At 47.2% G+C, this 14521-nt stretch carries 5 protein-coding genes; 3 read left to right on the forward strand and 2 right to left on the reverse strand.

Going from position 1 to position 14521, the window contains the following annotated elements; all coding sequences use genetic code 11:
• Positions 1-29 precede the first annotated feature (29 nt).
• Entirely contained in the window at positions 30-10550 is a 10521-nt protein-coding gene (locus H6F52_RS04465; RefSeq protein ID WP_190532230.1) for a CHAT domain-containing protein, read from the forward strand.
• Between the two features lie 27 nt (positions 10551-10577).
• Here H6F52_RS04465 and H6F52_RS04470 read toward each other — a convergent pair whose 3' ends face one another.
• On the reverse strand, positions 10578-11450 hold the full coding sequence (locus H6F52_RS04470; RefSeq protein WP_190532233.1) for an S-methyl-5'-thioadenosine phosphorylase: 873 nt from the start codon (positions 11448-11450) through the stop codon (positions 10578-10580).
• Positions 11451-11694: 244 nt separating this feature from the next.
• On the opposite strand from H6F52_RS04470, the gene H6F52_RS04475 reads away from it, so the two are divergent.
• A complete protein-coding gene (locus H6F52_RS04475; protein WP_190430461.1) occupies positions 11695-11898 on the forward strand; it encodes a hypothetical protein in 204 nt (67 codons plus the stop codon).
• Between the two features lie 174 nt (positions 11899-12072).
• The gene (locus H6F52_RS04480; protein ID WP_190532236.1) at positions 12073-12468 is read left to right on the forward strand and encodes an SH3 domain-containing protein; all 396 of its coding nucleotides are present in this window, start codon (positions 12073-12075) and stop codon (positions 12466-12468) included.
• A gap of 172 nt (positions 12469-12640) precedes the next feature.
• Here the strand turns inward: H6F52_RS04480 and H6F52_RS04485 are convergent, their stop codons facing one another.
• Positions 12641-14209 carry a cytochrome P450 gene (locus tag H6F52_RS04485; protein ID WP_190532239.1) on the reverse strand — a complete coding sequence of 523 codons (1569 nt, stop codon included), beginning with the start codon at positions 14207-14209 and terminating at the stop codon, positions 12641-12643.
• Between the last annotated feature and the right edge of the window lie 312 nt (positions 14210-14521).

The raw sequence follows: 14521 nt of genomic DNA on the forward strand, positions 1-14521 counted from the left end.
ATTTTTCATCACCCCTAAGGAAGAGATTGATGTCAGTATTTACCAGCAGAATCGGTGCCCTGTTAGCCCTGTTGTTGTATGGGGGTTCTGTAGGTGCCACATCCACCTCAGCACAGTCAATCATTCCGGCTCCCAATGACACGAATACTCTGGTTAACCAGAATGGAAACCAGATTGACATTAGTGGCGGCACCCTTTCTAGTAATGGCTCGAATCTCTTCCACAGCTTCACTCAGTTTGGGCTGAATCAAAACGAGATAGGCAACTTCCTCTCAAACCCATCCATTCAAAACATCCTGGGTCGTGTCAATGGGGGAAATGCCTCAGTAATTAACGGTCTCATCCAGGTTACGGGTGGGAATTCAAACCTGTTCTTGATGAACCCCGCAGGCATTATCTTTGGCGCAGGAGCCAGCCTAAATGTGCCTGCCTCCTTCACCGCCACCACTGCTAACGGCATTGGCTTTGGGAGCAATTGGTTCAGCGCCACAGGTGCCAACGACTATAACGCTTTAGTGGGTACGCCCAACGGCTTTGCCTTCGCAATGAGTCAGCCGGGAGCGATCGCAAATGCTGGAAACTTGGCAGTCAACGCCGGACAGAATTTAACCTTACTCGGTGGCACCGTAGTCAGTACCGGGCAATTGTCAGCACCGGGAGGTAATATCACGGTGGCAGCAGTGCCTGGTGAGAGCGTAGTACGCATTTCTCAGGCAGGAAGTTTACTGAGTGTAGAAATTCAACCCCTAGCAGCAGCAGGCAATCAACCGAATGACTGGAAGCTTCCGATTGCCTCCTTACCTCAGCTGTTGACAGGTGCTGGGGATGTGGGAGCCACGAAAATGACTGTCGCCGCTGACGGCACGGTTTATTTAACAGGTTCCGGTACTGCAATACCCACAGATACAGGTACTGTAATTGCTTCTGGTTCCCTGAATACCTCAAACACTGCCCCAGGACAAACCGGAGGCACCGTCCAAATTGTCGGCAATAAAGTGGGATTGGTGGGTGCCAACATTAATGCTTCCGGCACCCTCGGCGGCGGCACAGTGCGAATTGGCGGCGATTATCAAGGGAAGGGCACACTACCAAATGCATCTCGCACCTACGTCAGTAGCAACTCTCTGATTGCCGCAGATGCTCTCCTCAACGGCAACGGCGGTAAGGTAATTGTTTGGGCAGATGAGACAACCCGTTTCTACGGCAATATTACAGCTCGTGGCGGCACTCAAGGTGGAAATGGTGGATTCGTCGAAGTGTCAGGATTGAAATTTCTAGACTTTCAGGGGAATGTTAACACTCTGGCACCAAACGGTAATATCGGAACCCTGTTGCTCGATCCGACAAATATAACCGTTGTGAATGCAGGTTTTGATACTGCTACTTTAGATAACGTCGATCAGTTTGCTGACGCTGACATCGGCACGAATAGCACCAAATTAAACGTAGCTTTGATCAATGGTGCGACTTCTAATGTCACCTTGCAAGCCAAAAATAATATTACTTTTGATGCGGAAGTCAAGATTACTACTAAGAATATTGGGTTAACTGCTCAAGCTGGCAACAACATTACAGTTAATAAAAATATTACGACCAACGGTGGTGCAGTCAAGCTGAGTGCTAATGATTCAAGTGGCACAGTAACGGGTTCGGGTCAAGTTATTAACAACGCTACCATCAAAACAAATAACGGTAATGTTTTAATTACAGCCGCTGATGTTGACCTCAATAATGACTCGCAGATTGATGCGGGTGCTGGGGATATCACTTTCCAGTCAACCGATCCGGCTTCCACAATCGGCATAGGGAATGGTGCTAGTGGCACATTCAATCTGAACACCAATGAGTTGACCAACCGCCTTAATTCCTCTGGTACCGTAACGATTGGTAAATCTGGAGGAACAGGTGCGATTAGTATCGGCTCTAGTGGCGGTTCCGGGACGATCGATCTCAGTAGCGAGAATTTTAACTTAACCCTGAATGGTGGGGCAGTAACCTTCATTGACGGTCTGATTGTAGATGCTGACAAAACCTTGACCCTCAATACTGGAGCCATAACCAGTGCGGCAACCGGCACAGATATTACTATCGGTGAAACCACAGGAAAACTAATCCTAAATGCAAAAGGAGCGGTGGGAGAGGCAACGAATCCCCTCTCTACAAAGATTGACAAACTGGCAGGAACTTCAGTATCAAATGATGTTTTCCTTACCAATAATGGGACGCTTGATTTGGGTGGTTTGGACATCACTGGCAACTTGAGTGTCACTACCACAACCGGGGATATTACCGATAGCGATACTGTGAAAATCAGCGGCACAGGCAGCTTTAAAACGAGCCAAGCAGATGCTGACATTAACCTGGATCAATTAGAAGTCACGGGTGCGATCGCGCTCAACACAACTGGAAGCGGCAATGTTACTCTGATAAACGCCAAAGGTGTTGACCTAGCAGATGCCACTATTGGTGGCAAATTAGATGTAACTGCCACAACCGGGAATATTACCGATAGTGGTACTGTGAAAATCAGCGGCACAGGCAGCTTTAAAACGAGCCAAGCGGATGCTGACATCAACCTGGATCAATTAGAAGTCACGGGTGCGATCGCGCTCAACACGACAGGAACGGGTGATGTCACCATCAACAATGCCAAAGGTGTTGACCTAGCAGGTTCCAGCATTGGTGGCAAACTAGAAGTCACTGCCACCACTGGAGATATTAGCAACAGTGGAAATGTCAGCATTGGCAGTAAGGCTACGCTTACAGCTAAAAATGGAATTGAGCTGAATGCCAACTTTACTACCAACGGCATAACGACCCTGGACGCTGGCACAGGTCAATTTGATATTGCCTCTGGCGCGACCCTGTCAACAACCAATGGTGAGCTTTCTATCAAAGCAACTGACTTTGACTTGTTGGGGAAGGTCAACAGCGGCGGTGGCAAAACTACTTTGGATGCCAAGGACAAAAGCCTCAGCTTGAGCAATGCAATAATACCAATACCAAGCAGCGGCGCAACTATCACAGGTGAGCAGCTTCAAAATATTACAGCCCAGAATTTAGCGATCGCTACCACTGGCAATATCACCGTCAATGGCATCTCAGCCAACAACAGCAAAAACATCGGCACGCTGACGCTGAATGCTACCGGGACGAACAGCAAAGTCACCTTTGACCAGAACACATCCACATTCAATGCCTTGAGTGTGGATGCCACAAATGGCGTCGCAATTAATACAGGTATTGACACCGACGCTGGAGACATGACGATCAAGGGGAATGTGTCGCTGGGGAACGATGTCTCGCTCAACACAAGCGCTAGTGGCGGTAATATCAGCATTACTGGCAAGGTTGACGGTGCCAAAAACCTAGAACTGCTCGCAGGCACAGGTAAAGTGAGCTTGGGTGGTGCAGTGGGGATTAGTGGCACCCCAATCGGCAACTTGACTATTGGCGCTAACACCATCGATCTAGCTCCATCCATCAACGCCGCAAATGTCACCCTTAAACCCGGTACCTCAGGCAAAACGATTGGTGTAGGATTTGCGGTCGATCAAGGAATCAACTTCACGACCGGCCAACTGAGCAATATTACAGCAAATAATTTGACCATCGGGGATGCCACCAACACTGCAAGCATCCACATCGGGACACTCCTCAACCCGCTTACCGAGAATCTCACCTTTATTAGTAAAGGGACTGTAGATATCACTGCACCGCTATCTGTAGTAACCAAGAATTTGACGATTACCAACGGTGGTAATCTGACGATTGCCCCTAATGCAAACATAAATTTGGTGGGAGCCTTCGTGCAAAATGGCTCCGGATCGGTCGCTACTGCAAGCAACATTACCGCCGAAAAGGGCATCAGCTTTAAAAGTGACGTCACCCTCACCGGAGCGGACGCAGCGAACATCGCCTTCAAAACAGGTACGGGGACGGGTGATATCACCTTCAATAGCACCCTGAACGGGACAAACCCAGGCGGTCAAAACCTGACTTTAGAGGCAGGAGATGGCACTATCCAATTCAAAAATGCTGTCGGTAACAGTACCCCTCTAGGCAACCTAACCATCAACAGCGGCAACCTCAATATTGCCGCCGCAGCAGACATGGAGTTGGGGGGAAGCTTCCAGCAATTGGGGTCGGGAACTGTTTCTACTGCTGGTGATATTAAAGCCGAAACTGGCATCAGCTTCAGCAGTCCTGTCACCCTGACGGGAAATGTCAAACTCGATACTGGAACTGGCTCCGGTGACATTGCTTTCACCGGAGCCATTACAGGTGGTAGCAAAGACTTGGAACTGAGTGCTGGTACAGGAAATATTAAACTGAGCAATGCTTCCGGACTGGGCAATTTTAAAATTAACAGTGCTAGCGACGTACAAGCTGGGGCAATTACAGCAACTAGCATTACTCAGGGATCTGTTGGCACCACCACCTATAGTACGCTGAGCGCTGCGGGTGATATTAACCTAAAGGGCAACATTTTCAACCTCAACGGTGCCATCAGCACCACTAAGGGTGGCGTTACGATTACCAACAGCGGTTTGCTGACCATTGATGCTGTTGCCGACATGAACTTGGCGGGAAAGTTTGTGCAGAATGGCACGGGTAACGTTTCTACGGGCGGGGATATTACCGCTAGCGGCATTCAGTTTGACAAGGGCGTTGGCTTAACTGATAGCGTCTCTTTTAATACCAGTGGCAGTAATGGCGCGATCGCCTTCAACAGCACAATTGATGGCAATCACAATCTCACCCTGAACGCAGGTAGCGGCAGTATTAACTTCAAGAATAACCTTGGCACCGTTACCTCTTTAGGCAACCTGACGATTGACAGCGGCAATGTCAACGCCAGTGCTGCCATCAACGTCGCTAGTCTGGCTCAAAAAGCTGGCAGCGGGACTTATAGTGCGATAACTGCCAGCGACATTCAGCTAACTGGTAATATTTTTAACCTCAATGGTGCCATCAATACTACGGGTGGCGGTGTCACGATTACCAACAGCGATTTGCTGACCATTGCCTCTGTTGCCGACATGAATTTGGCAGGAAAGTTTGTCCAGAATGGCACGGGTAATGTTGTCACGGGTGGGGATATTACCGCCAGCAGCATTGAATTTCACCAAGGCGTTAACTTAAGCGGTGATGTTAATTTTGATACTAGCGGTAGCAATGGCGCGATCGGTTTCAACAGTACAGTTGATGGTCAGAAAAATTTAACTGTGAACGCTGGTATCGGTGATATCACCTTCAACAGCACTGTCAATACTGCTAGCCTAGCTACCACTGGAGTTGGTGGGACAACCAAGCTCAACGGTAATGTGACCACTGCTAATAGTCAAAGCTATGGGAATAATGTTCTGTTGACCGGGGATATCATCCTAAAGGGGGATGAAATTAACTTTTCGGGCGGAACAGATTCGGTTACTGGCACGGGAAATCTGACACTTCAGACAGCAACGGTGGGGAAAGCGATCGCAATTGGGTTCGATCAAGATGCTTCTCTAAATATCAACGATACCGACCTAGCTGCTTTACATGACGGATTTAGCAGCATCACCATTGGCAATGCCAGCGGAAGCCAAGACATCATTGTAGATTCGGCAACCTTCAAAGATGCTGTAACCATTCAAGCGGGCACAGGGGCGCTGACGGTGCAAGGAACATCGCCGGGAATAACAAGTAATGCATCGATTCATCTCATCGGCGGTGCAACGACTCTTAATTCAGGCATTAGTACCACAGACGGAGGCAATCTTACCCTCACCAACAGTGATGTGCTGAAGATTGCTTCGGGTACAAAGATGGACTTAAGCGGAGCTTTTGTGCAAAATGGCACGGGTAGCGTTTCCACCGCAGGGAATATCACCGCTAGCAGCATTCAATTTAACCAAGGCGTAAATCTTACAGGTTCTATCTTCCTGGAAACGGGTGCAGGCGATATTAGCTTTGGCAACACCCTGAATGGCAGTCACGACCTAACTTTGACTGCCGGTACTGGCAACATCAATTTTACAGATGCGGTCGGAGGTAGCAGCAAATTCGGTTCTGTAACCATTAACAGTGCCCAAAACGTTGTTTTCAAAAGCCCAGTTACCACGACAAATAGTGGTGGCGTCAGTATCAACAATACTGGAACGCTGACAATTGATGCTGCCGCAGATATGAACCTCGATGGAGCCTTCAGTCAAGGTGGCACGGGAGGAGTCATTACCGCTGGGGATATTACTACCACCAACGACACTATTAGCTTCAGCGGTGCGGTGAACCTAACCGGCGCAGTCTCTCTCAACACGGGTGCGGGAGTAGGCGATATCAGCTTTAGCAATACTGTCAATGGAACTCAGAACCTGAATCTAGCAGCAGGTACTGGCAACGTTATCTTTAATAATTGGGTGGGAAAAAGCGCTGCACTCAGCAATTTGACTGTGAGTAATGCAGCATTGGTCGCATTTAAAAACACTGCCAATCTGACCGGAAATCTCAATTTGACGGCTGCTGAAATTAACTTTGACGGGGGAGACAATACAATCGTTGGCGGCGGTACCGTTCAGCTTCAGCCTGCAACACCCAATCAAGCGATCGCAATTGGCGGATTTGAAGAAACACCGGCGCTGGATATCACCCAAAAAGATATTAATGCCTTGGGTGGCTTTAAGCCCATCATCATTGGTAGTGACAGCGGAACTGGGACGATTGATGTCAATGCTGTCACCTTCGACGATCCGGTGAAAATTCAGTCTCCGAATGGCACGATTAACGTCAACGGGACAATTCAGGGAGTGGATGATGCTGCGATCGCTCTCAACGGTGCAACAACCAAATTGTGGGCAAACATTTCCACCCAGGGGCAAGACATTACCCTCGGTCAACTCGGCAAAACTGTGGAGCTTCAGACCGATATTGCACTTGCAAGCGGCGGTGGTAACATCATCTTTGAAGGCAATGTTAACGCTCAAGCCGATAGCGAGCAGGGGCTGACGCTCAATCCGGGTGCAGGTCAAGCGATTTTTAAAGGGAACGTCGGTAGTCCGAATCTCCTGGAGTATTTGACTATCAATAATGACTTGGGTGTTGTAATTATCGGTGGCGAGAATGCAACCTTAAAAGGCAACAGCGCCGATATATACCAGGAACTGACTGTCAACGCCAAGCAGACGCTCTTATCAGGCATCATCACGACTTTGGATGGCAACATCATTTTTAATGGTGATGTCACTCTGACGGATGATACTTTCCTAAATACAGGCCCATTGGGTGCGGGTAACATTTCTTTCAATGGCACCCTGGATAGCGAAAAGGGCGAATACAACGACCTAAAGATGATCGCAGGCACCGGCAACATCTTCTTTGGCAAAACGGTGGGTGCGGGAGAAAGTAAAGGGTTAGGCGCAATCTTAATCGAGAATGCTACCGATGTGACCGCCCTTTCAACAATTGTTGCAGACAGTCTAACCCAGTTATCTGGTAGCACTACGACGCTGGCGGGTGACATCACGACATCTAAGCCAGCGGGTGTAAATATTACTGCCCATAATATCCAGGTGGGCGGCAGTCTCAACACCAATGGCGGAAAGGTAAATCTAACTGGGAACGGCGGAGTTAGCGCCAACAATATCACTTCCAAAGGTGGGGAAATTAGCCTCAATAGTAGCTCTGGTGCGATCGCGAGTAATGGCACTTTAGATTCATCCGGTGGCAAGGTTAATCTCACCGCCAATCAAGGCGTTACCGCAGCCAATATTACTTCCAAAGGTGGGGAAATTGCTCTCAATAGTAGCTCTGGTGCGATCGCTAGTAATGGCACTTTAGATTCATCCGGCGGTAACGTTAATCTAAATGGGAATGGCGGAGTCAGCGCTAACAACATCACTTCCAAAGGTGGGGAAATTAGCCTCAATAGCACTCAAGGTGCGATCGCTAGTAATGGCACTTTAGATTCATCCGGTGGCAACGTTAATTTAATCGGCAATACTGGCGTTACCGCAGCCAATATCACTTCCAAGGGTGGGGAAATTGCTCTCAATAGTAGCTCTGGTGCGATCGCGAGTAATGGCACCCTCGATTCCTCCGGTGGCAACGTTAATCTAGCTGGCAATACTGGCGTTACCGCAGCGAATATTACTTCTAAAGGTGGGGCAATTAGCCTTAGCAGTGACACGGGAGCTATCAATACCGCAGCCTTGGACTCCTCTTCTGCAACGGGTACTGGCGGCGCGATCGCTCTCAACAGCAAACAAGGTGCGATACAAACGGGAAGTTTGATATCCAAAGGCGATACGGATGCTGGGGGAATTACAGTTATCGCCAATGACAGCATCACGACGCTGGATCTTGACGCAACAGCGACTAAAGGTGCTGGAAATGCGATCGCACTTACCAGCCAAAACGGAACCGTACAGACTGGAAATGTGAAAACTTCCGGTTCTCCCATCACTGTCTCTGCTCAAGACAATATCACTGCTGCCAATATTGATTCTGCTTCCGAAAAAGGCACCGGGGGAGCGATCGCACTTACCAGCCAAAAAGGAGCCATTACCGCTGCAAATGTGACCTCCAAAGGTACAACCGGCGGGGGTGCAGTCACCGTTGCGGCTCCAGGTAGCATCACCACGGCAAATATTGACACATCTTCTACCAATGGCACCGGCGGCGCGATCGCTCTTTTAAGCGATGCAGCAGCCATTCAAAGCGGCAATTTGCTCTCCCAAGGAACAGCAGGCGGTGGAGATATTGAAGTTTCCGCTCAAGGCATCATCACTGCTGGAGCGATTGACTCTAGTTCCAGCTTCGGGAAAGGTGGTAACGTCACCTTGGCAAACCCGCTGATCGAACTCAACAAAAAGCCAATTGATGACATTCAAGTTGTCTCCATCAATGCCCAAAGTGGAGGGAGCGCCTTCGGAGGCGTTGTTAAAATTACAACCGATCGGTTCTTCCGCGCTACAGGCACTTTCACCGATTCCAAAAACCCATTTGCGACCAGCATTTCCACAATTGGAGGCGCTGGGGACGGCGCGATTATGATTTCCCACGGAGGCGGTTCCTCCTTTACTCCCTTCGTGGTAGGAGATGCGACAGACAACGGGACGGCTGGCGCTCTCACCACCGGAACCGGGTTCCTGAGTACGATTTTGCCATCTAAAGAATTTCCTGGCCCTTATCGCCAAGGCAATATTCAAATTACTCCCCGCCGTCCGGGAGACAACCTGCTTCCCTACTTCGGCGCGATGCCTCTGAATACGCCTACTAGCGTCTCTGACGTAACAGTTGATACGACGAGCGATCTGGATAGCACAATCACCTCTAAATTTGACCAACATCTGGGGCAAACGGGAAATATCACCAATCCGAAAGCAGCCGCCAACCTATTGAGCCAAATCGAGAAGCAGACGAGCATCAAATCAGCATTTGTTTATGCAGTCTTTGCACCGGATCAAGTTTCTAGTAGCCAAAAAACTCAAATTAACAAAGACGATGAGCGACTAGAGCTAATTTTGGTAACAGGAGAGGGGAAAACGAAACGGGTGCGTGTAGCAGGCAGCAAGCGAGGAGCGCTTGGCGCATCCGCTTCGCGATCGCAAATCCTGAAAGTCGCTGGAAAGTTGCGGAACGCCATTACCAATAAAAATAAACTGAATGACGACTATCGTGCCCCCTCCGAACAACTGTATCAGTGGCTAATTGCACCCATCAAGGACGAGTTAGAAGCCCAAGGTATCCAGAATCTAGTCTTCATTATGGATGCAGGCTTGCGATCGCTTCCTATCTCCGCCCTCCACGACGGTCAACAGTTTTTAATCGAGAAATATAGTATCGGTCTCATGCCTAGCCTCAGCCTCACCGATACCCGCTACGCTAACCTTAAAAACGCTAAAGTCCTGGCAATGGGTGCCGACCGCTTTACCAACAAAACGCAAAATCCATTGCCTGCTGTGCCGGTAGAATTGTCGATGATTACTTCTAAGCTATGGCAAGGTAAATCCTTCCTCAACGAAGCTTTCACCCTGAAGAATTTAAAAGCACAACGCACTTCTACACCCTACGAAATTATCCACCTCGCAACTCATGCAGAATTTAAGTCAGGGGCACTCGGTAACTCCTATATTCAGCTGTGGGACACCCAATTGAGATTGGATCAAGTGCGTCAGTTGGGCTGGAATAAACCAGCGGTAGAATTATTAGTGCTGAGTGCCTGTCGTTCAGCACTGGGAAATGAAGAAGCCGAGTTGGGCTTTGCCGGGTTTGCGGTGCAAGCAGGCGTGAAGTCAGCGCTGGCAAGTCTTTGGTACGTCAGCGATGAAGGTACATTGGGGCTAATGACAGATTTCTACAAAGAATTGAAAAAAGCCCCTATTAAGGCGGAAGCTTTGCGACAGGCACAGCTAGCAATGTTAAAGGGAAAGGTGCGACTAGAAGGGGGACAACTGCATACTTCTGATGGCAATATGCCTCTACCTTCCTCTCTTGCATCAATCGGAGATAAAGACCTAAAGCATCCTTATTTCTGGTCAGCTTTCACAATGATTGGGAGTCCTTGGTAGAAAGTTAATGCATGAAAAAACCGCTGACTACAAATACTTCTTCAACAGCAACTCCATTTTCTCCTTTGTTGCTGCCGGAACGTTCTCTAGTCGCGTGAGGATTGCATATTTTAAAGCCGAGTGAGCATCAGAAACTGGCGGATTTTCACTCAAACGCCGAACAGTTTCTTGAATTACTTTTTGAGCATTGGTTGCATTGCGTTGCAGATTGGCAATGACCATTTCTACCGTTACGCTGTCGTGATCGGGGTGCCAACAATCGTAATCTGTTACTAATGCTAAGGTTGCATAAGCAATTTCTGCTTCTCTGGCTAACTTCGCCTCTGGTAAATTAGTCATGCCAATGATTGTGGCACCCCAACTGCGGTAAAGATGCGATTCAGCTTTTGTAGAAAATGCGGGTCCTTCCATACAAACATAAGTACCACCGCGATGGAGCGTGACATCGGGTAAGTTTAAAGATGCGATCGCATCTGCCACAACTCCAGCCAATTGATTGCACACGGGATCGGCAAACCCAATATGAGCCACAATCCCTTCCCCAAAAAAGGTAGAAACTCGATTCTTGGTGCGGTCAATAAATTGATTCGGCACTACCATATCTAAAGGTTTCGCTTCTTCTTTGAGAGAACCTACCGCCGATGCAGAGATTAGGTACTCGACGCCTAGTTGCTTCATGGCGTAGATGTTGGCTCGAAACGGCAACTCAGAAGGCAACAGCGTGTGATTGCGACCGTGACGTGCCAGAAAAGCCACTCGCGTTCCTTCCAAAGTTCCCAATATCAAAGCATCAGAGGGGAAGCCAAAAGGCGTGGAGATTTGCATCTCTTCTACATCTTTGAGCGCCTGCATCTTGTAGAGACCGCTGCCACCGATAATCCCAATCCGAGCCTGAGTCATTTTTTTGCCTTCTTGCTACAACGCCAAGCTATTTTACGGGATATTCGGGAGTGTTTGGATAGACAATCTGATTTGTATCCGATTTGTCAATGATGAGAATCACCAAATTATGAAGGAATTGTTACATTCTCTTGAAGATGGCGATCGCGCAGGATTGTAAAGAAATATTACAATATTTTTATATGTCCTCAGAATCTCGTTCTGCGGGATTCGCAGCAGTATTACATAAAGTTGCTAGAGAACTATGCCAGCTTCAGCTAGTTTACCCACAATCTCCGTTCAACAAATTGTTGAGCGAATCTTTGTCTTTCGCCAAATTTCTCGTACCGATCAACGTCTATTGATGTCAACATTCCTATCGCAGGAAACCCTAAGTGAAGCAGAACACCTGCTAATTAATCGCGTGTTTGATGCACTGAAGCAGGGATTGCTAAAAGTAGTGGATTAATTAAGAAGAGTTGACTTTTAACTTTATTTATGTCAGCTCGCTTAAAGTAGCAAGCTTGAGGGATTGATAGCCTTTTAACAATTTAAATAAATATCAAAAAATATATTATTTGGAAGTAAGTCAGTTAAGGTGAGACTGAATTTACATCAGTGCAGATGCACTTAATCCATAAAGATGAGCAATTCGAGAAACTCTCTGACAGCGATCGCACTGCTATGTTTCTATACCACTGGCTTGCAGCTAATCGCCCAAACAAAGGCAAATGCAGCTACACCAATTTTACAGGCTCAATCGAGACCTGCACAAAACCAAGGCGTATGTTCATTTATTAATGGAAATAACGTCAATATCCGTAGTCTACCCAATACTCAATCCAATATAGTCGCCAAACTCAATAGAGGCGATACGGTTCGGGCAGTGCGAAAACAGGGTAGCTGGGTTCAAATCTCTGGAAGAGTAACCTCACAACCCGGAGTGGCTCCGGAGGTGGTTAAACCTCTGAAGGGTTGGGTACTCAATACTTACATCAATGGATGCTCTGAAGATCAATTCGATCGGTGGCGGACATAAAAAATACCACTTAATTCGCTGTTCTATTGAATTAAGCCAATATTGGGTAGTGCTAAAAAATTAATGCATCATTAATTTTTTAGCACTACCCTATACGCTACTATTCTTTAGCGTTGGCAAAACTTTTCGAGCTACTGTAAATAGTTTAATTCAAACCTTGAAGATAGGTTTTTTATAGTGGAAGGGAATTTCTCAATTTAAAGCGCACTGGCATTTTATCAGACGGATAAATTAACAGGTTTTGCTGTAATTGTTCTAGAGAAGAACGACCCTTGACTAAATCCCAGTCGAAGTTGCGGAGCAATAATGCTAGCATCATCGTTCCTTCCAGCATTGATAAATGCTCCCCCAAGCAACGATGAGGTCCTGAGCCAAAGTCTATCATTGGCAGCGAACTATTTTCCTTGCTCTTCTCTAACCAACGTTCTGGCAGAAATTCCTCTGGATTAGCATAGACTTCTGGATCTCTTCCCGCAGCAAGCATTGACCAAGCTATTCTTGTACCGCGAGGAATTGCTTTACCATCAATGAGGGTGTCGCGTTGAGCCTCCAATGAAGTCGAGCCTGAGGCTACTGAATAAAGGCGCAAGGTCTCCTTAATAATTGCGCTAATATAAGCCAATTCCTTGAGGCTTTCGGTATTTATCAAGCCTTTGCTTTGCCAAACTTGGTCAACGATGTCTCGTGCTTGCTGAAAAACCCTTTGATTGAAGCTCAACTCTCCTACTGCAAAGGATAAAGTATGAGCTGTTGTATCAGTACCAGCGATTAAGAGTTCAACACATTCTGCTATTAATGTGTCGCGATTGTATTTTGGTTCTTTGGCAGCGATTTTGACTAACATTGATTCGGAGAACCAAGAACTTACCTGTGGTAAATCGGTCTTGTTTTGTTCTCTAAACCGTAAAGCTAAGTCTACACGGGGAGTTAAGAATTCCTCTAAATATCGCCTTGCTGCCCAATAATCTTGTGAATTTTTAGAGGGCAAATATTTCATCCATATCTTCTCGCCAGTAGCTTGTCGTAGGAACCGATAGCCTACAACAGACATCGCTTCGTACACCTTGGAAACTTCCAGGGGTGGCCCTTCAGGACTCGCGATCTTTCTATCCACAGGAATGCCCAGTACGAGACAAGAAATCACTCTCATTGTTAGTTCTACAAACAGAGGATCTACCTGAACTTCTTTTGGTGGTGGTGCTTCCTTTAATGTTGCAATTACTTGTTCGCAAGCTTCGCTAATAATTTCTGCATATTTCGTGAGGCTGCTAGAACTGAATTCGGGATTCCAAGCTTTGCGTCGCCACTGCCACTCAGCTCCAGTTTCTCCTAATAGAATCGGGCCACTGACATCGTTCCAAGCTTTGCGTAATTGCTCCGATCTGATTAAGGTACCATCTTTCATCCCATTGACAATGGTATCTTCGATAACTTTTGCTTTACTTAAAATAACACCAGGCCTGTTGCCATTCCATATAACATACATCGGGCCTAGCTCTCGACTCCAATCAAACATTTGCTGGAATAATTTCTTCTGTTTCACTGCTGCTAATAGTTGAGGAATATTTCCTAACAGCCAGTGTTTAGGAGGTGAAGGGAGCGATCGCAGCGATTTGTATGTATTATTTTGTTTCCACCAGCGCCACCCAATTATTCCCGCTATGCTAGTAACGCCTAAGACTGTGGCTAAATATGGAAGTGAGTCGAAATAAGCAATCTCAGTAGTAATGTTTTGAAGCATGAATCCGCCTTTATCCACAAAAAAACTACAGATTACCCAGATACTAACTGAACGTGAGTTCGATCGCTAGAGAAAGGCAAAAAGTTTGACAGATATGAAGCGCGAGAAACTGGGCAGGTATTGGCGATCGCGCTCGATTGATTGGGGACTTCCAAGCAATCAATTAATCAACAAAAGCCAAGAATCCATGCTTAAACAATAGACCTCTTGCAAAAGTCGTCGCTGGGGTAATATGAGGTCTGAAATTATGCGCTCGCTCACCTGTCTTCTACGCTCACCCCGGGTAATTCATAAGTAAAACTAATGAAATAC

Source organism: Coleofasciculus sp. FACHB-542, assembly GCF_014695825.1.
GTDB lineage: Bacteria > Cyanobacteriota > Cyanobacteriia > Cyanobacteriales > FACHB-T130 > FACHB-T130.

What these genes read in the sequence shown, in the direction of transcription:
- H6F52_RS04465 (WP_190532230.1), top strand. Translation starts at nt 30, where the DNA reads ATGTCAGTATTTACCAGCAGAATCGGTGCCCTGTTAGCCCTGTTGTTG.
- H6F52_RS04470 (WP_190532233.1), bottom strand. Translation starts at nt 11,450, where the DNA reads ATGACTCAGGCTCGGATTGGGATTATCGGTGGCAGCGGTCTCTACAAG.
- H6F52_RS04475 (WP_190430461.1), top strand. Translation starts at nt 11,695, where the DNA reads ATGCCAGCTTCAGCTAGTTTACCCACAATCTCCGTTCAACAAATTGTT.
- H6F52_RS04480 (WP_190532236.1), top strand. Translation starts at nt 12,073, where the DNA reads ATGAGCAATTCGAGAAACTCTCTGACAGCGATCGCACTGCTATGTTTC.
- H6F52_RS04485 (WP_190532239.1), bottom strand. Translation starts at nt 14,209, where the DNA reads ATGCTTCAAAACATTACTACTGAGATTGCTTATTTCGACTCACTTCCA.